Source organism: Microbispora catharanthi (assembly GCF_006334915.2).
Taxonomy (GTDB): Bacteria; Actinomycetota; Actinomycetes; order Streptosporangiales; family Streptosporangiaceae; genus Microbispora; species Microbispora catharanthi.
Genome location: NZ_VDMA02000001.1, coordinates 508824 through 530933, shown reverse-complemented (window position 1 = coordinate 530933; position 22110 = coordinate 508824). Strand labels below are relative to the sequence as shown.

Annotated in this window: 25 protein-coding genes; 13 read left to right on the top strand and 12 right to left on the bottom strand. The window is 70.3% G+C overall.

Annotated elements, in window-relative coordinates:
• The 3 genes from FH610_RS02485 to FH610_RS02475 form a co-directional block, all read right to left on the bottom strand.
• Window positions 1–1353: a serine hydrolase domain-containing protein gene (locus tag FH610_RS02485; RefSeq protein ID WP_139572539.1), complete on the bottom strand. Its 1353-nt coding sequence runs from the start codon at window positions 1351–1353 to the stop codon at window positions 1–3.
• A gap of 114 nt (window positions 1354–1467) precedes the next feature.
• Window positions 1468–2415, bottom strand: coding sequence for an adenosine deaminase (gene add / locus FH610_RS02480; protein ID WP_167538662.1), 948 nt, complete (start codon window positions 2413–2415; stop codon window positions 1468–1470).
• A 131-nt stretch (window positions 2416–2546) separates the two neighbouring features.
• Entirely contained in the window at window positions 2547–3110 is a 564-nt protein-coding gene (locus FH610_RS02475) for a TetR/AcrR family transcriptional regulator (RefSeq protein ID WP_139572538.1), read from the bottom strand.
• 76 nt (window positions 3111–3186) lie between these two features.
• On the opposite strand from FH610_RS02475, the gene FH610_RS02470 reads away from it, so the two are divergent.
• A complete protein-coding gene (locus FH610_RS02470) occupies window positions 3187–4452 on the top strand; it encodes a CynX/NimT family MFS transporter (RefSeq protein WP_139572537.1) in 1266 nt (421 codons plus the stop codon).
• Window positions 4453–4491: 39 nt separating this feature from the next.
• Here the strand turns inward: FH610_RS02470 and FH610_RS02465 are convergent, their stop codons facing one another.
• The gene (locus FH610_RS02465; protein ID WP_139572536.1) at window positions 4492–5337 is read right to left on the bottom strand and encodes an alpha/beta fold hydrolase; all 846 of its coding nucleotides are present in this window, start codon (window positions 5335–5337) and stop codon (window positions 4492–4494) included.
• The gene (locus tag FH610_RS02460; protein WP_139572535.1) at window positions 5334–5771 is read right to left on the bottom strand and encodes a MarR family winged helix-turn-helix transcriptional regulator; all 438 of its coding nucleotides are present in this window, start codon (window positions 5769–5771) and stop codon (window positions 5334–5336) included. The genes FH610_RS02465 and FH610_RS02460 overlap by 4 nt, the downstream gene beginning before the upstream one ends.
• 36 nt (window positions 5772–5807) lie before the next feature.
• Here FH610_RS02460 and FH610_RS02455 point away from each other — a divergent pair, with 36 nt between their 5' ends.
• Together FH610_RS02455 and FH610_RS02450 are read left to right on the top strand one after the other, a co-directional pair.
• The gene (locus FH610_RS02455) at window positions 5808–6794 is read left to right on the top strand and encodes a helix-turn-helix domain-containing protein (protein ID WP_205825476.1); all 987 of its coding nucleotides are present in this window, start codon (window positions 5808–5810) and stop codon (window positions 6792–6794) included.
• 73 nt (window positions 6795–6867) lie between these two features.
• Window positions 6868–7479 (top strand): dihydrofolate reductase family protein, encoded by a 612-nt coding sequence (locus FH610_RS02450; RefSeq protein WP_139572534.1) that lies wholly within the window; start codon window positions 6868–6870, stop codon window positions 7477–7479.
• Here FH610_RS02450 and FH610_RS02445 read toward each other — a convergent pair.
• Window positions 7476–7958, bottom strand: a complete 483-nt coding sequence (locus FH610_RS02445; protein WP_139572772.1) for a winged helix-turn-helix transcriptional regulator — start codon at window positions 7956–7958, stop codon at window positions 7476–7478. The genes FH610_RS02450 and FH610_RS02445 overlap by 4 nt on opposite strands.
• A 90-nt stretch (window positions 7959–8048) precedes the next feature.
• Here FH610_RS02445 and FH610_RS02440 point away from each other — a divergent pair, with 90 nt between their 5' ends.
• Both FH610_RS02440 and FH610_RS02435 read left to right on the top strand, forming a co-directional pair.
• Window positions 8049–8750 carry an SDR family oxidoreductase gene (locus FH610_RS02440; RefSeq protein ID WP_139572533.1) on the top strand — a complete coding sequence of 234 codons (702 nt, stop codon included), beginning with the start codon at window positions 8049–8051 and terminating at the stop codon, window positions 8748–8750.
• A 36-nt stretch (window positions 8751–8786) separates the two neighbouring features.
• A complete protein-coding gene (locus FH610_RS02435; RefSeq protein WP_139572532.1) occupies window positions 8787–9212 on the top strand; it encodes a tautomerase family protein in 426 nt (141 codons plus the stop codon).
• 97 nt (window positions 9213–9309) lie between these two features.
• Here FH610_RS02435 and FH610_RS02430 read toward each other — a convergent pair whose 3' ends face one another.
• Both FH610_RS02430 and FH610_RS02425 read right to left on the bottom strand, forming a co-directional pair.
• The gene (locus tag FH610_RS02430) at window positions 9310–10254 is read right to left on the bottom strand and encodes an alpha/beta hydrolase family protein (RefSeq protein WP_205825475.1); all 945 of its coding nucleotides are present in this window, start codon (window positions 10252–10254) and stop codon (window positions 9310–9312) included.
• 15 nt (window positions 10255–10269) lie between these two features.
• Window positions 10270–11115 (bottom strand): LLM class flavin-dependent oxidoreductase, encoded by an 846-nt coding sequence (locus FH610_RS02425; RefSeq protein ID WP_240808704.1) that lies wholly within the window; start codon window positions 11113–11115, stop codon window positions 10270–10272.
• 244 nt (window positions 11116–11359) lie between these two features.
• Here FH610_RS02425 and FH610_RS02420 point away from each other — a divergent pair, with 244 nt between their 5' ends.
• Together FH610_RS02420 and recD2 are read left to right on the top strand one after the other, a co-directional pair.
• A complete protein-coding gene (locus tag FH610_RS02420; RefSeq protein ID WP_139572530.1) occupies window positions 11360–11950 on the top strand; it encodes a TetR/AcrR family transcriptional regulator in 591 nt (196 codons plus the stop codon).
• Between the two features lie 89 nt (window positions 11951–12039).
• Complete coding sequence (gene recD2, locus FH610_RS02415) at window positions 12040–14301, top strand: SF1B family DNA helicase RecD2 (RefSeq protein ID WP_139572529.1); 2262 nt, start codon at window positions 12040–12042, stop codon at window positions 14299–14301.
• Between the two features lie 39 nt (window positions 14302–14340).
• Here recD2 and FH610_RS02410 read toward each other — a convergent pair whose 3' ends face one another.
• A complete protein-coding gene (locus FH610_RS02410) occupies window positions 14341–15435 on the bottom strand; it encodes a hypothetical protein (protein ID WP_139572528.1) in 1095 nt (364 codons plus the stop codon).
• A 318-nt stretch (window positions 15436–15753) separates the two neighbouring features.
• Between FH610_RS02410 and FH610_RS02405 the strand changes: the two genes are divergently transcribed.
• The 4 genes from FH610_RS02405 to FH610_RS02390 all read left to right on the top strand — a co-directional run bounded on the left by FH610_RS02405 (window position 15754) and on the right by FH610_RS02390 (window position 19600).
• Window positions 15754–16848 carry a cytochrome P450 gene (locus FH610_RS02405; RefSeq protein ID WP_139572527.1) on the top strand — a complete coding sequence of 365 codons (1095 nt, stop codon included), beginning with the start codon at window positions 15754–15756 and terminating at the stop codon, window positions 16846–16848.
• A gap of 139 nt (window positions 16849–16987) precedes the next feature.
• Window positions 16988–18190 carry a L,D-transpeptidase gene (locus FH610_RS02400; RefSeq protein ID WP_240808703.1) on the top strand — a complete coding sequence of 401 codons (1203 nt, stop codon included), beginning with the start codon at window positions 16988–16990 and terminating at the stop codon, window positions 18188–18190.
• A 58-nt stretch (window positions 18191–18248) separates the two neighbouring features.
• Window positions 18249–18581, top strand: a complete 333-nt coding sequence (locus tag FH610_RS02395; protein ID WP_139572526.1) for an ArsR/SmtB family transcription factor — start codon at window positions 18249–18251, stop codon at window positions 18579–18581.
• Between the two features lie 101 nt (window positions 18582–18682).
• Complete coding sequence (locus FH610_RS02390; RefSeq protein WP_139572525.1) at window positions 18683–19600, top strand: TIGR03620 family F420-dependent LLM class oxidoreductase; 918 nt, start codon at window positions 18683–18685, stop codon at window positions 19598–19600.
• A gap of 15 nt (window positions 19601–19615) precedes the next feature.
• On the opposite strand, the gene FH610_RS02385 is transcribed toward FH610_RS02390, so the two are convergent.
• Window positions 19616–19795, bottom strand: a complete 180-nt coding sequence (locus tag FH610_RS02385; protein ID WP_139572524.1) for a hypothetical protein — start codon at window positions 19793–19795, stop codon at window positions 19616–19618.
• A 131-nt stretch (window positions 19796–19926) separates the two neighbouring features.
• Between FH610_RS02385 and FH610_RS02380 the strand changes: the two genes are divergently transcribed.
• Window positions 19927–20358, top strand: coding sequence for a helix-turn-helix domain-containing protein (locus FH610_RS02380; protein WP_139572523.1), 432 nt, complete (start codon window positions 19927–19929; stop codon window positions 20356–20358).
• A gap of 127 nt (window positions 20359–20485) precedes the next feature.
• Here FH610_RS02380 and FH610_RS44175 read toward each other — a convergent pair whose 3' ends face one another.
• A complete protein-coding gene (locus FH610_RS44175) occupies window positions 20486–20779 on the bottom strand; it encodes a hypothetical protein (protein WP_240808726.1) in 294 nt (97 codons plus the stop codon).
• On the opposite strand from FH610_RS44175, the gene FH610_RS43500 reads away from it, so the two are divergent.
• Window positions 20670–20930: a helix-turn-helix domain-containing protein gene (locus tag FH610_RS43500; RefSeq protein WP_240808702.1), complete on the top strand. Its 261-nt coding sequence runs from the start codon at window positions 20670–20672 to the stop codon at window positions 20928–20930. The two genes, FH610_RS44175 and FH610_RS43500, sit on opposite strands and share 110 nt — an antisense overlap.
• Window positions 20931–20999: 69 nt before the next feature.
• Here the strand turns inward: FH610_RS43500 and FH610_RS02365 are convergent, their stop codons facing one another.
• Window positions 21000–22052, bottom strand: a complete 1053-nt coding sequence (locus FH610_RS02365; RefSeq protein ID WP_139572522.1) for a saccharopine dehydrogenase family protein — start codon at window positions 22050–22052, stop codon at window positions 21000–21002.
• Window positions 22053–22110 lie beyond the last annotated feature (58 nt).

Below are 22110 nucleotides of genomic sequence, written 5' to 3'. Positions count from 1 at the left end.
TCATCTCCAGCCGGCCGGATCGACGCCGCCCGGCACCGGGGCCGCCGGGTCGTACGGCTCGCGCGTGAAGATGAACGTGTTGAGGTCGAGGTGGGTCACCCCGCCGGGGGAGCGGACCACCCGCAGGGTCTCCCCGGCGTAGTAGCCGTCGAGCCCCACCCAGGTGCCGTCGGTCCGGGCGGCGAACCGGGAGGCGCGGCCCTGCCCGTTCACCGGGGTCAGCGAAAGGCCCCGCTGCGGCAGGACCCGGAGCACGTACGCCGTCGGCCCCCAGTACCACGGCCCGGTCAGCGCCAGCAGGTCCTCGTCCACCGGGGAGGGCGACCACTCGGCCGGCAGCGGCGGCTCGTGCTCGGCCAGGATGTCCAGCAGGGCGGTGTCGAGGTTACGCACGCCCGAGGTGGTATTGGCCATCCACAGCACGGCCACGCCGTCGGCGGGGTCGGCCCACACGGTGGCGAGGAAGCCGGGCATCGACCCGGTGTGGCCGGCCAGCCGCCGCGGGCCGCCGGGCCCGGTGTGCCGGGTGAGCTGGAGGCCGAGCCCGTAGCCGCGGGTCCAGGTGTCGCCGTCCTCGACGACGGCCGGCTCGCGCATCTCGGCGACCGTGGCCGGGCGCAGCACCTCGCCGGTGTCGCCGCCGATGAAGGCCGCCCACCGGGCCAGGTCGGCGGCCGTGGACCACATCTGCCCGGCGGGGGCCATGGCGGCGTGGTCGTTTTCCGGCTCAGGCAGCAGCGCGTCGGCCCACGGGTGCACGGCGTATCCGGTGGCGTGCGGCGCACGGGGGCGCGGGGTGGTGTCGCGCATGCCGAGCGGCTCCAGGACCTCCTCGCGTACGACCTCGTCCCACGGCGCCGACCGCTTGCGCGCGACCAGCTCGCCGAGCAGGGCGAACCCGAGGTTGGAGTAGTGGTAGCGGCGGCCGGGCCGGTGCCGGGCGGACTCGGGACCGAGCGCGGCGATCAGGTCGCCCACCGGCACACCCGGCGTGCGCTCCCACCACTGGCCGGGCGACTCGGCGGTCAGCCCGCCGCTGTGGGACAGCAGCTGGGCGACCGTGACGTCGCCCAGCGGTGTGCCGGGCACGTGCTTGTCCAGGGGGTCGAGCAGGTCGAGCCGGCCCTCGTCGCGCAGCCGCATGACGACGGTCGCCACGAGGGTCTTGGTGATGGACCCGATGCGGTACTGGGTGTCCCGGGTGGGCGGCTCCCCGCCGACCCTGCCGCGTGCCCCGAACCAGGCGATCTCGCCACCCCGCACGATCGCCGCCACCAGCGACGGCACCCGTGCCTCCGCCTGCTCGGCCGCCAGCCTGCGCAGCAGTGCGCGGGCCGTCCCCTCCAGCACCATTCGGCGTCCCCTTTCCGTGATCCGCACCAGGCTAGCGTCCCGCCGCCCACGCGGCCCGGGAGTCGGCCCAGGCAGCGCTTCGTCCCGGGGACGGCGGTGCCGGGAAGCCGGCTCTCATCCGCTCAGCCATCGGTCGATCTCGGCGCCGATCCGCGCTTTCGACTCGGCAGGTGCGAAGCTGCCCTCGACCGAGGCACGGGCCAGGTTCGCCAGTTCCGCATCGCTGCATCCGAAGACCTCTCTGGCGCGCTGATACTCCGCCGCCAGCGACGTCTCCCCGTCAGTGTTCACGGTGACCGTCAGACCGGCCTCGATCAGGCGCGGCAGCGGGTGCTCCGCCAGTGACGGGACCAGCCCGAGCAGGACGTTCGAGGAGGGGCAGACCTCCAGCGGCACTCGGCGTCTCCGCAGTTCGGTGACCAGGTCCGGATCCTCCAGCACGCGGATGCCATGGCCGATCCGCTCCGCCTGCCCCACCGTCAAGGCCTCCCAGACGCTGGCCGGGCCCGCCGTCTCCCCGGCGTGGTGCACCAGGTGCAGCCCCGCCTCGCGGGCGGGCCGGAACACCTCGGCGAACGGCGCCGCCGGGTAGGCCTCGTCTCCCGCGAGGCCGATGGCGATCACCTGGGGGTGCCGGGTGGCCAGCTTGAGGCTGTGCCACAGCCGCTCGACGGGACGGCGGCGGGAGTGGTCGAGGATCACCCGAGTCTGGATGCCGTACCGCTCCGCGCCGGCGGCGAGTCCCTCCAGCACCGCCTCCAGCGGCATGTCAGGATCGCCGAGACGCTCGCCGTGAGCCGCCGCGGTGAAGGTGACCTCCGCGTAGCGAACCCCCTGGGCGGCCTCGTCCTGGCAGAACTCCTCGGCGATGCGACGGAAGTGCTCGTAGTCGCGCAGCAGCGCCCTCACTTCGGCCCGTTGGTCGGCGAACTCCCTGAAATCGGTGAACGGCCGGTCCTGGACCGGCGGCTCGCCTCCCAGCTCGCGGATCGTAGCGGGACGGACGGTGCTTTCCAGGTGAGTGTGCAGGTGAGCCTTGGGCAACAGGCGGAGATCTCTCACGGCAGAACCCTAGGCAATCGGCGTCCGCAGCACGGACATGATTTTGACCTGCGGCAACGGCGACCACGCACGGCTGCACTCGTTGCCGGCCCACATGGCCGAGGACGGCGCGTCCGGGCGGGAGCACCCGGTCAGCGGGGACGGAGACCGTCGAGCGCGACCTCGATGTACCGCCGCCAATCGCCCGCGGCGTTGCGGATGACCGCCGCCAGGCCGCAGATGATCATGTTGACGTCGGCGGTCGTCACCCCATGCCCGACCGTGCCGCGCGCCTGCGCCCGTTCGATCAGCTCCGCGGCGATGGCGAGCAGCGCCTCGCGGGTCTCTTCCCGCGGTTCGCTCGAGCCCATGGCCTTCTCGACGACCTCCGACATGCCGCGATCGTCCGACAGCACCTCGCCCACGTGGTGCAGGAAACGGGCCAGGCCTTGAGCCGGATCGTCGGCCTCGGTGAGCCGGCGTGCGGCGGCGATGATGTCGGCGGCCCGGTGCTCGGCGATGGCCTCGATCAGGGCCTCCCTGGTCGGGAACTTGCGGTAGAGGGTCCCGATGCCGACGCCCGCCACCCGTGCGACCTCCGACATCTGCACGTCGTAGCCGGACTCGGCGAACAACGCGCGAGCCGCCTCCAGGACGCGATCTCGATTGCGTTCGGCGTCGGTACGCGTCTTGCGGCGGGCCTGCGGAGTTGACATACCAAACGATCCTCTGCCTAGACTTCGGTTCGGAATCCGGATTCCGCATTCCATATTATGCCTGAGGGGTCGACACATGTCGAAGGAGCGTTTCATCCTGCTCTCGCCGCTCCCGAAGCGGTCGACAGGGCGTTCCGGTCGAGCGCTGCTGGTGTGGGGATTGCTGGTGGTGGCGGCGAACCTACGGCCGAGCCTGACCGGTGTCGGGCCGTTGCTGGATCGCGTGCAGGCCGATCTGGAACTGGATTCGGCCGTGGCCGGGCTGCTGAGCACGCTGCCCTTGCTGGCGTTCGCGGTGATATCGCCGATGGTTCCGCGACTGGCGGCGCGGTGGGGACCCGAGCGGCTCCTCTGGGGTGCGCTCGTTGTGCTGACCCTCGGGATCGCCATGCGGTGGGCGCCGACGGTGATCGGGTTGTTGGCGGGAACCCTGCTGATCGGGGCGGCGGTCGCTGTGGGCAATGTGCTGCTGCCGAGCCTGATCAAGCGCGATTTCCCTACCAGAGTGGGCCTGCTGACCAGTGCGTACGCCACGGTGATGGGGGCTGTCGCCGCGGTGGCTTCCGGAGTGGCGGTGCCGATGAGCCAGGTCGCCCCTGGTGGTTGGCACACCGCGTTGGGTTGCTGGATCGTGCTCGCGCTGGCGGCTGTCGTGCTGTGGCTGCCGCAGTTGCGCACTTCGCGGCCGACGCGGCCGGCCTCGGAGGCGATTCGCAGACACCGGTTGCCGTGGGGATCGGCGCTGGCGTGGGCGGTCACGGCGTTCATGGGATTGCAGTCGCTGGGCTTCTATGTCGTCATCACGTGGTTGCCTCAGGTGTTCCAGGACAGCGGGGTAAGCGCGGCGGCGGCGGGATGGCTGCTGTTCGTGTTCCAGGCGGTCGCGGTGTCGACCAGCCTGGCGGTGCCCGCCGCGCTGCGGTGGGCGGGCGACCAGCGTGCGGTGGCGACGGCGAGCTCGGTGGTCCTGCTCGCCGGCTACCTCGGACTTCTGGTGGTGCCGGGCTGGGCGTTGCTGTGGAGTGTCGTACTCGGGCTGGGCGGCGGAGCCTGCCTGGTGCTCGCATTGGCCTTCCTCGGCCTGCGCGCCAAGGACGCGACCGTGGCGGGCGCATTGTCAGCGATGGCGCAGTCGATCGGTTACCTGCTGGCGGCCGCGGGACCGGTGATCTTCGGGCTGCTGCACACCATCGGTTCCGGCTGGCAGGCGCCGATCATTCTGCTGTGTGTCGCTGCGGTCGGTCAGACGATCGTCGCGATGGTGGCCGGCCGGGGCACGGTGCCGCCGGCCGACGGCCGGGCACCCGACCGCGACGTGGACGCGCACCGAATGGCTCGTTGATTCCGAGCGTGATCCGGCGACCGAGCGTCCACCTCGTCGTCACAGGAGGAACGGCAGGGCCCGCTCGGCCACGACCGGGCCCGCTTTGGGTTCCGTCGGGGACAGATGGCCGAGGCCGTCGATGGTTTCGAGAGTGGCGTCGGGAAGGGTGTCGCGGAGCATGGCGAACTCCGCTCGGTGCTCGGGCTTGGAGCGGCCGCCGACGAGGAGCAGCACGGGGACGGTGACGTCTTTGAACTCGGCGAGGCGGCCGTACTGGGCGGCGAGCTGTTCGTGTTCGGCCAGACAGGCTCCCAGAAGGGGCCGCATCCGCTGCCAGGCCGGTCCGCGGAAGACGATGCGGAAGACCATGCGCAGGTACCAGTGCGGCAGTTTGGTCATGAAGTCCGGTGCGCCGCCGGAGCCTTGGATGAAGTGAATGAAAGCGCCGTAGTGGTCGCCGGCGGCCAGCCGTTCCCGGAAGGGGGCCATCCAGGCGGTGGGGACGGGGGAGCAGGGCACTCCGGGCTCGTAGACCGCGATGCGGTCGAACAGCGGGAAGGAGCGTGCGGTCTCCAGGACGACCAGTCCGCCGTAGCTGTGCCCGAAGGCCAGGCGCGCCCCGGTCGCGGCCTGGACGGCGCGTAGGTCCTCCACTTCCTTGGCCAGGGAATACTCGGGTCCCTGGGGGCCGCTGGCGCCACGTCCGCGCCGATCGACGACGTGCACGGTGAAGGAGCGGGCCAGCGTGGCGGCCGGCGGCAGGTAGTCGTCCGAGGTGCGAAGGTTGCCGCCGACCACGATGAGATCGGGGCCAGTGCCCAGCGTCTGGTAGCCGATCACGGTGCCGTCGGCCGAGACGGCCGCGCCCTGGCGTAAGGGCAGGGTGTCGATGTTCCGGTTCACTTGCCCGCCTCCCGCTCCAGCCGGTCGAACGTCGCCAGCAGCCGCGCGGTGTGCTCGGCGTACTCGGCGTACGGCACGCCGCTCTCGGCGACGACCGCGGCCAGCCGGTCTTCGAACTCCTGCCGGATCGAGGTCACCCGCCGCTTTCCCGCGTCGGTGAGGCTCAGCCGCCGGCGGTTGCCCCCGGCGGGGTCGGGCTGGACGTCGAGAAGGCCGTCGGCGGCCAGGACGCCGGTCATGCGGCTCACCGACGGCTCGGTCACGCCGAGGTATTCGGCGAGGGTCCGCTGCGTCGAGGCTCCCAGTTCTCCCACCAGGGTCAGCGCCAGGAACCGGCTGTAGGAGATGCCGTGCTCGGCCCGGAGGATCCGGTCGGCGGCCCGGTCCAGCCGGGCGGTGAGCACGTGCAGGTTGAGGCTGAGGTTCCGTTCCATGGGGATAACTTAGCATGCTAACTTAGCCAACGCAACATGCAGGTGTTCATGCGCGACGGGCGGCTGTCGGTGCGGCGCGGCCGCGCCGAGGCCGCGCCGAGGAAGCAGGCCGGCGGCGGGCATGGCACGCTGGTGCGGCTTTTCGCGCGAGATCGAATCCTCGTGGGCCACACTGAGTCCATGGAATACGTCGGCCGGGTGCCCGCGCCGCCGCTCGACCAGTTCATCGACGACGTCTACTGCCTGACCGGGGTGCCGCGACACCGCCGGATGAACGTGCCCCCGATGCCGTCGGCACACCTGTTCATCAACCTGGGCGGACCCGCCCGCCTGTGGGATTCCGACCCTTCGGTGCCGCCGGAAGTATTCACCGATGGCTGGTTCATGGGTGTATGGACCAGGCGTTTCCTCTTCGAGTACCCCGCACGGGTGCGGCTCGTCGGGGTGCACTTCAAGCCTTGGGGGATGTCACCGTTCGTCGACATGCCGGCGATCGAGCTGCGGGATCGATGGGTGCCGGTCGACGCCGTCTGGCGACGATCGGTGGACCGGATTCGCAACCAGCTCGGCGACATCGCCTCGGCCGGCGAGACGCTGCGGGCAGTGGAGGCGGAGCTGCGATCGCGATTGGCCGAGGCACCGTTGCACGGTCTCGACCTGGTCCGGCACACGAGCGGGCGTCTGGAGACCTCTCACGGCGCGGTCCCGGTCGGTGCGCTGGCCGATGCGGCCGGGGTGAGTGGCAATCACCTGGCCACGCAGTTCAAGTCTCATGTCGGGGTCACCCCGAAGCGGGTGGCGCGGATCTACCGCTTCGCGCGGCTGATCCTTTCCGTGGACGCCCTGCGTCCGGTCGACTGGTCGGAGCTCGCCCAAACGGCGGGCTACTTCGACCAGGCCCACTTCAGCAGGGAGTTCAAGGACTTCACCGGCCACACCCCGATGGAATACCTGGCCCTGCGGCGCCGATTCCCCGCCGAGCGGGGGTTCCCGCCGGACAGCGGTCCGATGCCCGCCGATTGATTTTTTACAAGCCTGGTCGCCCCCAGGGCCGCCAAGATCGGAGTGAATGCGCAAGGCGACCCGAGGAGAACCAGTGGGCACAGTGATCATGCACAACGCGGTGTCGGTGGACGGGTTCATCGCCGACGAGAACGACGACGTCGGGCCACTCCACGATTGGTACTTCAACGGGGACACCCCGATCGCCGAAGGCGGCGACCAGCAGTACGACCATTCCGGCGTCGGAAGCGGCTTCAAGCTCTCCCGCGCATCGGCGGAGTACGTCCGGCCGATATGGGAGGCGATCGGCGCGATCGTGATGGGCCGCACCCTGTTCGACCTGGTGAACGGCTGGGAGGGCCGGCCGCCCGCGGGTGACCACGTGATCGTGGTGTCCCACCGGCCCAAGCCCGAGGGTTGGCACCCCGAGGCGTCGTACCACTTCGTCGACGACGTGACGGCTGCGATCGACAAGGCCCAGGAGCTCGCCGGGGAGCGAATCGTCAGCGTGAACGCCGGCGACGTGGGCAGCCAGATCCTCGCGGCCGGCCTCGTGGACGAGGTGGCGATGGACGTGGTGCCGGTGGTGTTCGGGTCGGGCAAACGCTACTTCGGCGGCATCGACGGGCAACATCTGCTGGAGGACCCCCACGTGGTCATCCAGGGCGACGGAGTGCTGCACCTGCGGTTCAGGGTGCGCCGCTAGTCGCGCTGCCAGGCGGGGTTCAGCCGGATCTCGATGTCGTCGCACGCCGTCTCCGGCGCCGGCTCGGCGATGACGCGGACCTGTATCGGACGGCCGGTGCCGGCCTCGACGAAGGACAGGGGCGGGCGGCCGTCCTGCAGGTGCTTGTCGCCCCACTGCATCAGCGACAGGAACACCGGCAGCAGGTCCTCGCCGGCCTGGGTCAGCCGGTATTCGTCGCGGGCCCGGCTCCCCGGCTCCCGATAGACGACGGGCGCGACGATACCCGCGGCCTTCAGCTGTTTGAGTGCCCGCGACACCGCGGGCGCCGAGGCCCCGATCCGCGTCACGAAGTCGTCGAACCTTGTTGTGCCATAGAAGCATTCGCGGACCACCAGGAACACCGTCTTGGTGCTGAGCAGGTCCAGCACCCGCGCCGCCGAGCATCCGTCGCCGATCGACCACGTATCCCGGTCGCACAGCCGTTCCTCGAACTTCATCGCCACCCCGCCATTGTAGCTAACGCTTGCGTTAGCCAGCATGGTGTGATGCAATCTCGCTAACGAGGTCGTTACTCAGGGGGAGATGTCATGGTCGCGGTGGCGGGCAGGGTGGTTGTGGTGACCGGGGGCCGGCGTGGGCTCGGCGCGGCGCTGGTCGACGAGGTGCTGGCGCGCGGGGCGCGAAAGGTGTACTCGACCGCGCGCTCGGCGTACACCGACGACCGTCCGGGGGTGGTCGCCGCCGAGCTGGAGGTCCGCTCGGCGGCGTCGGTCGCCGCCCTCGCGGAGGTCGCCGCCGACGCCGAGATCGTGTTCAACAACGCCGGGATCCTGCTGCCGGCCCCGCTGCTGACGGGTGACTTCGAGCGCGCCACCGTGACGTTCGACGTCAACGTCTTCGGGCCGCTGCGGATGGCGCGGGCGTTCGCACCGATCCTGGCCGCGAACGGCGGGGGCGCATTGGTCAACATGCACTCCGTGCTGTCCTGGCTGGCCGGCAGCGGCGCCTACGGGGCGTCCAAGGCGGCGGCGTGGTCCCTCACGAACTCGCTCCGGCTCGAACTGGCGCGCCAGAACACCCAGGTCGTCGGTGTGCACGCAGGGTTCATCGACACCGAGATGGTCTCCGCCGTCGAGCTGCCGAAGGCGACGCCGGCCGACGTGGCCGCGCGGATCGTCGACGGCCTGGAGTCCGGGGCCACGGAGGTGCTCGCCGACGACGTCACAGTCGCCGCCAAGGCGGCGCTGTCCGGCCCCGTGGAGAGCCTGACCTTCTCGGCCGCCCGTTGAGATCGCATCTCAGCACTCAAGGAGTACCGAACCGCCATGCCACTGTGGACCATTCATCACACGCCCGGAATCTTCACCGATGAGGAGAAGCACCAGCTCGCCTCCCGTATCGCCGACCACTACGAACAGATCGGGCTGCCGCGGTTCTACGTGGTCACGCTGTTCCACGAGACCCGGCCCGAGGATTTCTACGTCGGTGGGGAGCCCACCCCGGCCGGGGTCCGCATCGCCGTCGACCACATCGCCCGCAGCAACCCCGATCGGGAGAGCCGGCGCCGCACCGCCCGGTGGATCAGGGGCATGCTGCAGCCCCACCTCGAAGGGCACGCAGCACTGCACTGGGAGTTCCACATCGACGAGACCAGCGACGACCTTTGGATGATCAACGGGATCGCGCCGCCCCCGGCGGGCTCCGACGCCGAGAAGCGCTGGGCTGCGAGCAATTCGGCGTCTCCCTACTGACCGCGCCGCCGGTACGTCACCTCTGCCGGTGAGCGGCCGCGCGCCCCCACGCCGGTGACGAGGCGGTGAAGGGGCGCGCAGTGCGCTCGTCAGGGATTCATCTGGATTCGATCCGGCCCAGTGGATCGCCGGCCTGCGCCAGAGCGGCACGCGCCGCCGGCCAGGTGGAATCCCCGAGGCCGAGCGCGGTGCGAAGGTAGGCCCACGTGAGCCGCCGGACGAGGGCGACCCGCTCGGGGTTCTCGTCCGTCGTCTCCGTGACGTTGTATCCGGAGATCCCGCCGAGCGAGTGTTCCGCCCCGAAAAGCGTGAGCAGGCTCTTGCCGCCGGGGCTCAAGAAGTACGCGTCGGTGAACCAGTCAGGCCCCCGGACCGACAGCAGGGACTGATCGCGATCTCCCGCGACCACGAGAGCCGGTGTGGTCATCTCCGCGAAGCCCGGGTTCATGAACGGGAAGTGCTCGGCGGCGAACGAAGTCAGGTCCGCTCCGCCCGTGCCGGGGAGCGCGAGCAGCACACCCGCCTTGATCCGCGGGTCGGACATGTCCTCTCCCGGCTCGCCCGCGGAATCGAGGACCCGCGCGCCCAGGAGCATGCTCGCCGTCTGGGCGCCCCAGGAGTGTCCGGCCACGGCGACGCGGCTTCGGTCGAGACGCCCGCCGAGGCCGGGAACGGCGGCTTCGACGAACTCCAGCCCGTCGAGGACGCGCTTCAGGTCCTCGACGCGGAAACGCCAGATCAGCGGCGTACGGGGGTCGTCGGGAGGAAGGTTCAGCGTCCTCGAGTCGAGATGGGTGGGCTGGATCACCGCGAAGCCGTGGGCGGTCCAGAAGTCGACCAGCGGGCCGTAGCCGTCCATCGACTCCCCGAAGCCGTGCGAGAAGACGATGACCGGCAGTTCGTTTCCGGTCGCCGGCGCGGACACGCGTACGAGTAGATCCTCGCCACGGCCGGGGGCCGGCAGCACCACCGGCTTCACCGAGATGACCGGAATGGGCGCGCCGATGGTCACGTCCGTGGTCGCCACGCCTGCGTGGTTCATGGGTTGGTCTTCCTCTCAGTTGTTTCGTGAGGTGATGAGTTCGTCGGTGACCCACCGGGCGACGCCGGCGGGGTAGGGCGACGGCAGTCCGAGGACGATGTGCCGGAAGCCGGCGTCGATCGCCTCGCCGATCGCGTCCCGGGTGGGGCCGGGCCGGTCGTAGGAGACGGGCAGGTGGATGGAGCGGGTGATGGAGGCGGGGTCGCGGCCGATCTCGGCGCAGTAGCGGTCCAGCAACGCGCTGCGGCGGACGACGTCGTCGATGTCGCCGCCGGGGATGTTCCACAGGTCGGCATGCTCGGCGACCACGCGCAGCGTCGGGGACGAGCGTCCGCCGATGAGGATCGGCGGATGGGGGCGCTGGACGGGTTTGGGGTTGCAGAACGCTCCGGTGAGCCGGACGTGGGTGCCGTGGAAGTCGAACGGTTCGGTTTCGGTCCACAACCGCCGGATCACCGTGCAGGATTCGGCGAGGCTTCCCACGGCGTGCGCGGCGTCGTGGAAGGGCAGGCCGTGTGCTTCGTACTCACGCCGGGCCAGAGGGTGGCCGGGCCGCGAGCCGACGCCGATGCCGAAGACGAGGCGTCCGCCGCAGATGTCGTCGACGGTCGCGGCGATCTTGGCGAGCATCGCGGGCGGCCGGAACCGGTTGCTGGTCACCAGCACGCCGAGCCGCAGTCGCCGGGTCTGCGCGGCGAGGGCCGCGAGCAGCGTCCAGCCTTCGTAGGCCGGCCCGTCCGGGTCTCCGCCGATCGGCATGAGGTGGTCGAACAGCCACGCGTGCTCGATCTCCGGGATCGAGTCCGCCTCGCGCCAGACCCGCAGGACGTCGTGGTAGGCGACCTGTTGCGGGGCGGTCATGATCCCGAAACTGGGGCGGAGGGAGTGCGGCATTGGGGTCGTCGGTCCTTTCGACACCGGCAGCGCCGGAGTGGGGTGCGCCACCGGCGTTCGACCGGGAGGGGAACGGGGATGCGTGGTGGCGTCGCATGGCTTGGTCGCCGGCCCGCTGATCTGGCATGATGAGCAACCGGGACCATGTTCCGTTTTGACGATACGGAACCATGTCCCGTTTAGCAAGTCCGGTGACGGAGGGAGCCGCGCGATGAACGACAGCGACCGGGGTGCGGGGCGGGCGGCCCGGCCCAAACGGGCGGACGCACGGCGCAACGAGAAGACCCTGCTCGACGCGGCCGCCGCGGTCTTCGTCGCCTCAGGCGTGGACGCGCCCGTACGCGACATCGCGGCCAAGGCCGGCGTCGGGACGGCGACGATCTACCGCCACTTCCCGACGCGAGCGGATCTCATCATCGCCGTCTACCGGCACCAGGTCGAGGCCTGCGCCGAGGCCGGACCGGCCCTGCTGGAGACCAGCGCGACCCCCTACGCCGCACTGGAGCGATGGATCGGCCTCTTCGTCGACTTCCTGGTCACCAAGCACGGACTCGCCGCCGTGCTGCGGTCGGACGACGCCGGCTTCGACGCCCTGCACGCCTACTTCCTCGACCGCCTCGTGCCCGTGTGCACCCGGCTGCTCGACGCCGCGGCCGCCGCCGGCGAGATCCGCTCCGACATCCCGGCCATCGAACTCATGCGCGGCGTGGGAAACCTCTGCATCGGCGCCGAGGACGATCCCCACTACGACGCACGCCGGCTGGCCGGACTGCTCATCGCAGGACTGCGCCTGCCGCGCTAGGGAGTGCCCGAACGCCGGGTGCGGTGTCCGTCCCCGGCGGCGCCGGTTCCGGTCAGGCGGGACCCGCCATGTGGGAGACAATGCGACCCATGACGAATCCTCCCGGAGGCGCCGCGGGCAGGCCGCCCGGCGTGCAGCTCGACGCCGTGCTGGAGCGGATCACCTACGCCAACGAGGAGACCGGCTACACGATCGCCAGGGTCGCCACCGAACGGTCCGGCACCGAGCTGCTGACCGTCGTCGGTCCGCTGCTCGGGGCGCAGGTGGGCGAGTCGCTGCGGCTCACCGGCCGCTGGGGCTCCCACCCCAAGTACGGCAGGCAGTTCGAGGTCTGGTCGTACTCCACCGTCCTGCCGGCGACGATCCAGGGCATCCAGCGCTACCTGGGCTCCGGGCTGATCAAGGGCATCGGCCCGAAGATGGCCGAGCGGATCGTGGACCACTTCGGCACCGACACGCTGCGGGTCATCGAGGAGGAGCCCAAGCGCCTGGTCGAGGTCCCCGGCCTCGGGCCCAAGCGGACCAAGTTGATCGCCGCCGCCTGGGAGGAACAGAAGATCATCAAGGAGGTGATGATCTTCCTGCAGGGCGTCGGGGTGTCCACCTCCATCGCCGTGCGCATCTTCAAGCAGTACGGCGAGGACTCCATCGACGTGGTCCGCAAGGAGCCCTACCGGCTCGCCGACGACGTGTGGGGCATCGGGTTCAAGACCGCAGACACCATCGCGCAGGCCGTGGGCATCCCGCACGACAGCCCCGAGCGGGTCAAGGCCGGCCTGCGCTACACGCTCTCGCAGGCCGCCGACGACGGCCACTGCTTCCTGCCCGCCCCCAACCTGGTCGCCGACGCCGTCAAGATCCTTGAGGTGCCGCCCGACCTGACCACCACCTGCCTCGAAGAGCTCGTCGCCGAGGAGGGCGTGGTCCGCGAGAAGGTCCCGGCCAGGCTGAACGGCGAGAACGGCCAAGGCGAGGAGAACGGCGACAGCACCGTCCCCGCGATCTACCTCGTCCCGTTCCACCGCGCCGAGCTGTCGCTGGCCGGCACGCTGCGCACCCTGCTGACCGCCGGCCATGACCGGCTCGGGGCGTTCACGGACGTGGACTGGCCCGCCGCCTTCGACTGGCTGCGCGGCCGGACCGGCGCCGATCTCGCGCCCGAGCAGGCCCAGGCCGTACGGCTCGCGCTGACGGAGAAGGTCGCCGTCCTGACCGGCGGCCCCGGCTGTGGCAAGAGCTTCACCGTACGCTCGGTGGTGACCCTCGCCCGCGCGAAGCGGGCCAAGGTCATCCTCGCCGCCCCGACCGGCCGGGCGGCCAAGCGGCTGGCGGAGCTGACCGGCCACGAGGCCACCACCGTACACCGGCTGCTCCAGCTGCGCCCCGGCGGGGACGCCACCTTCGACCGCGACAACCCCCTCGACGCCGACCTGGTCGTGGTGGACGAGGCGTCCATGCTCGACCTGCTGCTGGCCAACAAACTCGCCAAGGCGGTCGCCCCGGGCGCGCACCTGCTGTTCGTCGGCGACGTCGACCAGCTTCCCTCGGTCGGCGCCGGAGAGGTGCTGCGCGACCTGCTGGCCGCCCCCGGCATCCCCCGGGTGCGCCTGACGCAGATCTTCCGCCAGGCGCAGGAGTCCGGCGTGGTCGTCAACGCCCACCGCGTCAACACCGGGCAGCATCCCCTCGTGCGGGAGTTCCCCGACTTCTTCCTCTTCCCCTGCGAGGAGCCCGAGGAGATCGCCGCGCTGACCGTGGACGTGGTCGCCCGCCGCATCCCGAAGAAGTTCGGGCTCAACCCGCGCAGGGACGTACAGGTGCTGGCGCCCATGCACCGCGGCCCGGCCGGCGCGGGGGCGCTCAACATCGCCCTGCAGGAGGCGCTGACCCCCGCCCGCGAGGGCATGCCGGAACGCCGCTATGGCGGGCGGGTCTTCCGCGTCGGCGACAAGGTGACCCAGCTGCGCAACAACTACGACAAGGGCGCGGCCGGGGTGTTCAACGGCACGGTCGGCGTCGTCACCGCCATCACCCCCGAGGAGAGCAAGCTGACCGTGCTGACCGACGAGGACGAGAACGTCGACTACTCCTTCGACGAGCTCGACGAACTCGCCCACGCCTACGCGGTCAGCATCCACCGCTCCCAGGGCAGCGAGTATCCGGCCGTGGTCATCCCGCTGGCCACCAGCGCCTGGATGATGCTGCAGCGCAACCTGCTCTACACCGCCATCACCCGGGCCAAGAAGCTCGTGGTCATCGTCGGGTCGCGGCGGGCGCTCGGCCAGGCCGTGCGCACGCGGGGGGCGGGCCGCCGCCACACGGGCCTGACCCACCGCCTCCGCGTGCCCTGATCTTTCGTGTCCTGGCCGGCGCGCCCGCCCCGGTCCGCGTCAGTACTTGGAGACGTAGGTCACGAACGACGGCTGGTCGACCTGGGTGGTGCCCTTGTAGCAGACCACGTCACGCACGTAGACATCCGAACCCGAGGTCGTCCACAACGTGAGCAGGTTGCAGTACTCCGGCCCTGGGCCGAACGCCGTCACCTGCACGTTGTTGGGCGTCGCCCCGACCCTGGGGAAGTACACCAGGCGCATGCCGGTCCCGGCCGTCCGCACAGTGTTGACCCCGCTCTGGGAGTTGTAGTTGATCCCGGTGGGGGCCGGCGCGTACGGCCCGGGGTTGGCCGGGGTGTTGTCGAAGGTGTAGGCGAACAGCTTCGGCGGCGCGAAGGCCCCGGTGATCGCCCGCTCACGCTGGTAGGTGAGGGTCCAGCCGGTGTCGTACGGCTTGTCGGCCACATCGTGGCACAGCACCTGGATCTTCTGCCCCGACGCCGCCCAGCTCCAGGCGCCCACCTTGCACCGCGCCGGCTTGCTCGAGTCGACCGCGGTGACCTGGATGTTCCCGGCCTGCACGGCGGAGCCGAGCCCGGGCAGCCAGACGGTCCAGTCGCCGGTCGCGTTGGGGAAGACGGCGTTCACGCCGAGCGAGGAGTTGTAGTCGGAGGCGATGGACGTGCCGTCCCAGTAGACGTAGCCGTACGCCTGCGTCGCCGAGGCCAGCGCCCCGCTGCTGCTGGCGAAGACGATCGAGAAGCGCGCGTTGACGGGGGTTCCGCCGAACCGGTAGCACCGCACCGCCACGATCTCGTCGGAGCCGGCCGGCCCCCACTTCTCGATCTGGCACCACTCGGCCGACTGCGAGATCGCGGTCACGTGCGCGATCCCGCCCTTGGCGATGCCGATCTTCGGGAACCGCACGAAGTACTCGCCGGAGCCGCCGGGCGTGACGCTGACCGTCGGCCCGGGCGCCCAGCTGCCCGCCTGGTAGGCCAGGTTCGGCACCCCGGAGGTGACGTCGACGTAGGCGAACCCCCATACGTCGGGAACCGCCGCGTTCGCGGCCCCTGCGCCGGCGGCGGCGCCTGCGGTGACCAACGCACACAACAACAGTAATCGAGTGACCACGGTTCGTAACAGGCGCATGCCGTCCTCCATCGCGGTGGTGCCCAGCGGGCGTACGAGATGTCGACGCCGGGGTGGGCCCGGCGCGTGGTGCCCGATCGTGGAGCCGTGGAACGTTCTCGGGAGGCGGCGGATCACAATCGCCCTCCCGCCCTGTGATAACCCGCGCGCCGATCGTTGAGAAGGCCCAAATGCCCTCGGGCCGCCGGGCGCCAGCCCGGCCGTGAAACGTTCATCGTTCGACCGGTGCCGAAGGATCGCGGCCCTAGCCTGCCGGGGAGGCGACGACCACCCAGGGAAGGGGGGAAGGGGGCCGCCTCCGCGCGCCCCCGCCCACCGATGACAGCAGATCCGCCCGCCGGAGAAGACCGGCGGCTCACCCGGCACGCGGACGTGCGCGCCGTGCTCACCGATCCCCGCTTTCTCGTCCCCGCCGCCCCCGCCGCGCAACCGGGAACGGGAATGGCGTGGCTGCGGGGAGCGGTCAGCAGGTTCAGCAACGGAGCCGAGCACACCCGCCGTCGCGCGCGCGTGATGGGGTTGCTCGACGCCCTCGACCCCGTACGGCTGCGCCGCGAGGCCCGCGAGCGGACCGGCGCCGAACTGGCGGGCGGTGCCCGTGTCGACGTGATGGCCAGGATCGCCCGCCGCGTCCCGGTCGGTGTCCTCGCCACGCGGCTCGGCGTCCCGGAGGACCGGCGGGAGGAGGTGGTCGCCGCGGTGACGGCCATGGCCGCCGCGTATCACGCTCCCGGTGCGGCGCCCGCGGGGGACGCGGCGGTGGGCGTGCTGGCGGCGGCGCTGGGACAAGGGGAGGAGCCCGAACCCGGCCTGCTCGCCGCGGTTGCGGGGGCGCTGATCCAGGCGTGCGACGCCACCGCCGGCCTGGTGGGCAACACCCTCGCCGTCGTGGCCCGCCTGCCCGCGGACCTGTCCGCGCAGTGGCCGGTCGAGGCGCTGCTCGCCGAGACCCTGCGGTGGGATCCGCCCGTACGGCTCACGCGCCGGGTGGCGGCCGAGGATGCCACGGCCGGGGGAGTCCCCGTGCCCGCGGGGGCCGTCCTCGTGCTGGACCTGGCGGCGGCCAACAGGGACCCCGAGGTCTTCCCTGATCCGCACCGTTTCGACCCTGCCCGTTTCCGGCAGGGCCACGGCGGGGGCGGCGGGCATCTGGGTTTCGGCAGCGGGATCAGGCCCTGCCCGGGGGAGCGGACCGCGCTCGCCTTGACGGCGGGCGTCGTGGAGGCCGCTCTCGGGCACCGCCTCGCCGACCCCGAGATCCCGTACGAGCCGTCGCCGAACCTGCGCGTGCCCGCCCGCCTCCACCTCGAGTGCGCCGAGACAACGGGACAGATCCCCGCGGGCCTTCCGTCGTACACGGACGTGCAGGCCCTCGTCACAGCGGGTGCTGACTCGCCACTTGATCAGCCTTGACGCGCACCTTACCGTCTACAGAGACGAGTCCACCGAATAAGCGACCGAAATGTGACCTGAGCGCAGGAGAAAATGCCAACATAAGAGGCAACCCCGAATAAGGTCTTATGGTGCCCTTCGCGCTCATGGGGGAGTAGTTGTGCTGAGCACTGGAAGTCGTTCGAGGTGGCCGATCGCCGGAGTCGCCGTGGCGCTGGCCGCGGCTCTGTCGGCATGTTCCGGCGGATCGGGCACGCCAGGATCGGCGGGCGGAGACTCCGGCGACACCGCGCCCGCCGTCCCGGCCCCCAAGATCACGATCAGCCCGGCGACGGGCAGCGCGAAGGTGCGTCCCGACAAGACCGTGGTCGTCACGGCCGCCGACGGCGAGCTGGAGGAGGTCACCGTCCAGGCGGGCGACGAGACGGTCGAGGGCGAGTTCGACTCCACTCACACCAAGTGGACCTCCAAGGAACCGCTCAAGCCCTCCGCCAAGTACACGGTGTCGGCCAAGGCCACCGGCAAGGGCGGCCCGGCGACCGCGACCAGCCGCTTCACCACGCTCAAGCCCAAGGTCGGGCTGGAGGTCGTGGACGTCACCCCTGGCATCAAGGGGGAGACCGTCGGCATCGGCATGCCGATCATGGTGAGGTTCAACGCTCCGGTGCAGGACAAGGCCGCCGTGGAGCAGGCCCTCGAGGTGGACGCGGAGAAGCCGGTCAAGGGCGCCTGGCGATGGATCGACGACCAGTACGTCATCTACCGGACCGCCAAGTACTGGCCCGCGCACCAGAAGGTGAAGTTCACCGCGCACCTTACGGGCGTGAAGGCCGGGCCGAACACCTACGGCATCGAGGACCACAGCACGACCATCAAGATCGGCGCGGCCTGGATCAGCTCGGTCAGCACCAGGACCCACATGATGGTGGTCCGGCGCGACGGCAAGGTCGTGCAGACCATGAAGATCAGCGCCGGCAAGGCGACCACCCGCGAGTACACCACCACCAGCGGCGTCCACCTGACCATGGAACGCGGCAACCCGGTAACGATGATCTCCCCGGGCAAGAAGGAGGGCGACCCCGGCTACTACAAGGAGGTCGTCAACCACGCCGTGCGCATCTCCAACAGCGGCGAGTACGTCCACGGCGCGCCCTGGTCGGTCGGCTCGCAGGGCCGGGCCAACGTGAGCCACGGGTGCGTCAACGCCAGCCCCTCCCAGGCCAAGTGGTTCTACGACAACTTCCACCGGGGCGACGTCGTCAAGATCGTCGGCACCAACCGGATCCTGGAGTGGAACAACGGCTGGGGCTTCTGGCAGATGCCGTTCAGCAAGTGGAGGCAGGGCAGCGCCCTGGAATCGTGATTCCTCGATCACATCGAAGAATTCCGAAACATCGGCGGGGGAGCTGTAGCCTGGGCTCATGGCGGAGACTGCGACCTCACCGGATCCCGGGCTGGTCGACGCGTTGCGTGCGCTGTCGAACCCGGTGCGGTTGCAGCTGCTGATGTGGCTGCGTGAGCCCGAGCGTCACTTCCCGCTGGAGGAGGCGATCGCCGATCCGGCCGAGGTCGGCGTGTGTGTGAGCCACATCCAGGCCAGGGCGGGGCTCGCCCAGTCGACGGTGTCGGCGTACATGGCCGAGCTGCAACGGGCGGGCCTGGTGAAGGCCACACGGGTGGGCAAGTGGACCCACTACAAGCGCGACGAGCAGCGCATCGCCCGGCTCGTCGCCACCCTGGGGGAGACGCTCTAGAACCACGACGTCGCACGACGGACGAGTCCGTTGGCGCTCATATAGATAATCTGCGATACTTCGATATGTACTGAGCGGAGACGAGCGCGAGGAGATCATTGATGGGCGACCTCGACGGCCTGGATCTGGGCAGGTTCGGGATCTACACCTTCGACTTCGAGCACCAGCCGGCCGCGCGGATGCGCGAGTCGATACAGGAGCTGGAGGATCGGGGATGGCCGGCGTTCTGGATCCCCGAGCTGGCGGGGCGTGAGGCGTTCACGCACGCCGGCTACCTGCTTTCCTGCACGCGGCGCATCACCGTCGTCAACGGCATCGCACAGATCTGGTCGCGCGAAGCCCCCTGGGCGTACGGCGCCGCGCTGCTCCTGGCCGACGCCTACCCCGGGCGGCACGTGTTCGGCCTGGGATTCGGCGGCGTGCCGCGGCCGGGGATCACGCCGCTGGCGGCGATGGCCGGATACCTCGACGAGATGGACGGGCTGAAGACGTCCAACCCGCTGCCGCGGACGTCGATGCGCCGCATCCTCGCCGCGTACGGGCCCAAGATGCTCGAGTTGGCCCGTGACCGCTCCTCCGGCGCCCTCACCTATCACGTCACCGTGGCGCACACCGCACGAGCGCGGGAGATCCTCGGGCCGGACGCGTTCCTGGGCGTCGAGCACGCGGTGCTGTTCGAGTCCGACCCCGCCAGGGCCCGTGCGGTCGCGCGCGAGCACCTCCACCCCTACCTGAACACGCCGTACAACATCGCGAAGTTCCGGCGGCTGGGCTACACGGACGAGGAGATCACGGGCGGCGGCAGCGACCGCCTCGTCGACGACCTGGTGTTCTGGGGCGACCTCGACACCATCGTGGCCAAGCTCCGCGCCCACCTCGACGCCGGCGCCGACCACGTCGCGATCCAGGTCATCGGGATCGAGCCGGGGCGGTCCGCGATGCCGTACTGGCGGATGCTCGGCGACGCGCTGCTGCCCTGTGACGCGTACCAGGGCGCGAGCGTCCGGCCCACGACATGAGGGGAGGCCGCGGTCCTACTGGACGCCCCACTTCATGAGGGCGAAGGCGCCCAGGATCTTCAGCGCGACGAGCGCGATGATCACGCAGAACACGATCAGCGCGGGGCGGTGCTCGAAGTGCTTGCCCTCCTTCAGCGGAGGCCGCTTGGCGACGCGCTCGGCGATGCGCTCTTCGATGGGTTTGCGATGGAACATGCACGCAGACTACTGCCCGCGCCGCTCGGTCCTCTGACGACCGTGGCCGCCACAATCCCTCACGCCTCCCCAACATTCCCTTCGAGACGGATATATAGGGTGTGTTGGAGAGCTGATCGGAGGGGAGCGGGATGCCGCAGCAGCCGTACTCGGTGGAGCAGGTGGCGAACCTGCTGGGCCTGCACGTGAAGACCGTGCGCAACTACGTGCGCGACGGGCGGCTCAAGGCGGTGCGCATCGGCAAGCAGTACCGGATCGCCCGTGAGGACCTGGAGGCGTTCATGGGCGGTGCCGCCGAGCCGGCCGCCGAGACCGCCGGGCGGCGTCATATGGAGGCGTCGAGCATCGTGCAGATCGACGCCATCTCCCCCGAGGAGATGATGAGCCTGGGCAACACGCTGGTGGCCGCCGCCGTGAGCCGCCGCCCCGCCGAGAGGCCCCTGCGCGTCGAGACGATCTACGACGAGGAGAGGGCCAGCATGAAAATCATCATCGTGGGCGGCGTGGCCGACACCGCCGAGGTGTTCCGGCTGGTCTCCACCCTGGTTAAGGAGCCGGCCTGACCGCCGCCCGGCCGGAGGGGATGGTCGCCGCGCGGTCGTGCCGGTGAGTCCGGGGCGCGGGCCGCGTCCGGATGCGGCGGCGCCGGGCGGGGTCTGCTTCGGCGGTGATGCGGGCGGTGGGGGTGGCTCAGTGAACGTACTCGACGGCGCCGCCCTTGGAGACGACGCGGGCGCGGCGGAACTCCAGATCGAGGTCCTCGACGTTGAGGGTGAGGATTTCCTCCAGGTGCCGGTTCCAGGTCGCGGCGTTGAATGCCGAGCTGGACTGACACGACCCGCAGACTGTCGGTGTGACAAGTAATTGAAGTTCTGTGTCACACATCGCGAATGCCTTGTGGCGCCCCGCGGACGAGTCCGCCAACGGCTCCGAAGCCGAGTGCGCGGGCCGTTGCAGGGGCCGGACCGCCACCGTCTCCTCCATCGCCCGGCTCCTGGGCGTCAGCCGCTCCACCATCTACAAGTACGTCCCCGAAGTGAAGCCCGGCGGCGACCGCCAGCTCCAGACCGACGTACCCGAACCACGCGCCGAGCTCAGCCCACCCACTGATCCTCAACCCGTTGACCTGCGCTGACCTGTCTACGCAGCGTGCCGTCCAGACGATCACAGACCGTAGCTGATCGTTACCGGAGAAGGCTCCTTGTCAGGTTGCCGGCGCGTCCTCGGTGATCCACTGGATCCCATGTGGGATGAGGAAGTCGAGGAAGGCGGTCGGGTGATAGGCCTGGGCGGGTGCGAGTACTCCCGGTTTGGCGGGGTCAGCGATGAGACGGCGGGCGCTTTCGACAGCGATCACTGCGGTCGTGCCGTAAGTGTCGGGGCCCTGGACGATGCCGCGGGCGCGGCGGCCGTCGATACTGGTGGCGTCGAGCACGTAGGTGAAGTGCTGGGTGCGGCGGCTGGCCTCATCGGGTCCTTCCGGCAGGCTTTCGATGATCTCCGGTGTGAGCGGGGTGTTCAGCCGGTCGCCCAACGCGGCCTCGGTCAGGCCCTGGACATGCCGGACGTGGATGTGACGGGGAATGGTCACCACCTCCGGCGCAGGGAAGGCCATCACCGGGGTTGCCTCCGACTGTCCCGGCAGCCTGATCGCAGTGTGGCGGGCGGGCATGCCGGGGCGCCAGTCGCCGTTGTCGTAGGTCATGCCTCCCGCCTTGATGGCGTCGATCGTTTCGACCAGCGAGCGCAGCGAGCCGCGCGACATGCCGCCGCCCCCGACGATCACGTGGGTGACTATGAGCTCTTCGACCGATTCAAGGTGGTCGGCCAGGATGTGGGCCATGAGGTCTACCGGGACGCAGCCGTCGTTGGCGGCGGGTACTACGGTGACCCCGGCGTTCTCCGCCTCCGTGGTGAAGGTGTCGAAGATTTTCTTGATGTAGAGCTGCTCGCCTGAGGTGTCGACGTAGTGACAGCCGGCGGCGATCGCGGCGCGGACCACGGCTTCACCTGAGGAGGTGAAGGGCCCGGCGCAGTTGATGACGCCGTCGCAGCCGCGGAACGCGCGCACCAGCGCCTCATGGTCGCTCGTGTCGGCCACGCGTCGTTCCGCGTCGGGGAGACCGGCCGCCAAGGCGGCCTCCTCCAGGCGCGCGAGATCACGTCCGGCCAGGACCGTCTCGATGTCGCGTCGTGCCAGTTCGGTGAGCACGAGCTTTCCCTGGTATCCACTCGCGCCATAAACGGCGATCTTCATGTCGTCTCCTCACGATGGGAGCTGCGCGGTTGCTCAGCACGCAGCACAGTAAGGAGCC

Excerpts from the sequence above, each read along its gene's own strand:
- FH610_RS02485 (WP_139572539.1), bottom strand. The coding sequence starts at position 1,353 with ATGGTGCTGGAGGGGACGGCCCGCGCACTGCTGCGCAGGCTGGCGGCC.
- FH610_RS02475 (WP_139572538.1), bottom strand. The coding sequence starts at position 3,110 with ATGTCAACTCCGCAGGCCCGCCGCAAGACGCGTACCGACGCCGAACGC.
- FH610_RS02470 (WP_139572537.1), top strand. The coding sequence starts at position 3,187 with ATGTCGAAGGAGCGTTTCATCCTGCTCTCGCCGCTCCCGAAGCGGTCG.
- FH610_RS02460 (WP_139572535.1), bottom strand. The coding sequence starts at position 5,771 with ATGGAACGGAACCTCAGCCTCAACCTGCACGTGCTCACCGCCCGGCTG.
- FH610_RS02455 (WP_205825476.1), top strand. The coding sequence starts at position 5,808 with ATGCAGGTGTTCATGCGCGACGGGCGGCTGTCGGTGCGGCGCGGCCGC.
- FH610_RS02445 (WP_139572772.1), bottom strand. The coding sequence starts at position 7,958 with ATGAAGTTCGAGGAACGGCTGTGCGACCGGGATACGTGGTCGATCGGC.
- FH610_RS02440 (WP_139572533.1), top strand. The coding sequence starts at position 8,049 with ATGGTCGCGGTGGCGGGCAGGGTGGTTGTGGTGACCGGGGGCCGGCGT.
- FH610_RS02435 (WP_139572532.1), top strand. The coding sequence starts at position 8,787 with ATGCCACTGTGGACCATTCATCACACGCCCGGAATCTTCACCGATGAG.
- FH610_RS02430 (WP_205825475.1), bottom strand. The coding sequence starts at position 10,254 with ATGAACCACGCAGGCGTGGCGACCACGGACGTGACCATCGGCGCGCCC.
- FH610_RS02425 (WP_240808704.1), bottom strand. The coding sequence starts at position 11,115 with ATGACCGCCCCGCAACAGGTCGCCTACCACGACGTCCTGCGGGTCTGG.
- FH610_RS02420 (WP_139572530.1), top strand. The coding sequence starts at position 11,360 with ATGAACGACAGCGACCGGGGTGCGGGGCGGGCGGCCCGGCCCAAACGG.
- recD2 (WP_139572529.1), top strand. The coding sequence starts at position 12,040 with ATGACGAATCCTCCCGGAGGCGCCGCGGGCAGGCCGCCCGGCGTGCAG.
- FH610_RS02410 (WP_139572528.1), bottom strand. The coding sequence starts at position 15,435 with ATGCGCCTGTTACGAACCGTGGTCACTCGATTACTGTTGTTGTGTGCG.
- FH610_RS02405 (WP_139572527.1), top strand. The coding sequence starts at position 15,754 with ATGACAGCAGATCCGCCCGCCGGAGAAGACCGGCGGCTCACCCGGCAC.
- FH610_RS02395 (WP_139572526.1), top strand. The coding sequence starts at position 18,249 with ATGGCGGAGACTGCGACCTCACCGGATCCCGGGCTGGTCGACGCGTTG.
- FH610_RS02390 (WP_139572525.1), top strand. The coding sequence starts at position 18,683 with ATGGGCGACCTCGACGGCCTGGATCTGGGCAGGTTCGGGATCTACACC.
- FH610_RS02385 (WP_139572524.1), bottom strand. The coding sequence starts at position 19,795 with ATGTTCCATCGCAAACCCATCGAAGAGCGCATCGCCGAGCGCGTCGCC.
- FH610_RS02380 (WP_139572523.1), top strand. The coding sequence starts at position 19,927 with ATGCCGCAGCAGCCGTACTCGGTGGAGCAGGTGGCGAACCTGCTGGGC.
- FH610_RS44175 (WP_240808726.1), bottom strand. The coding sequence starts at position 20,779 with ATGGAGGAGACGGTGGCGGTCCGGCCCCTGCAACGGCCCGCGCACTCG.
- FH610_RS02365 (WP_139572522.1), bottom strand. The coding sequence starts at position 22,052 with ATGAAGATCGCCGTTTATGGCGCGAGTGGATACCAGGGAAAGCTCGTG.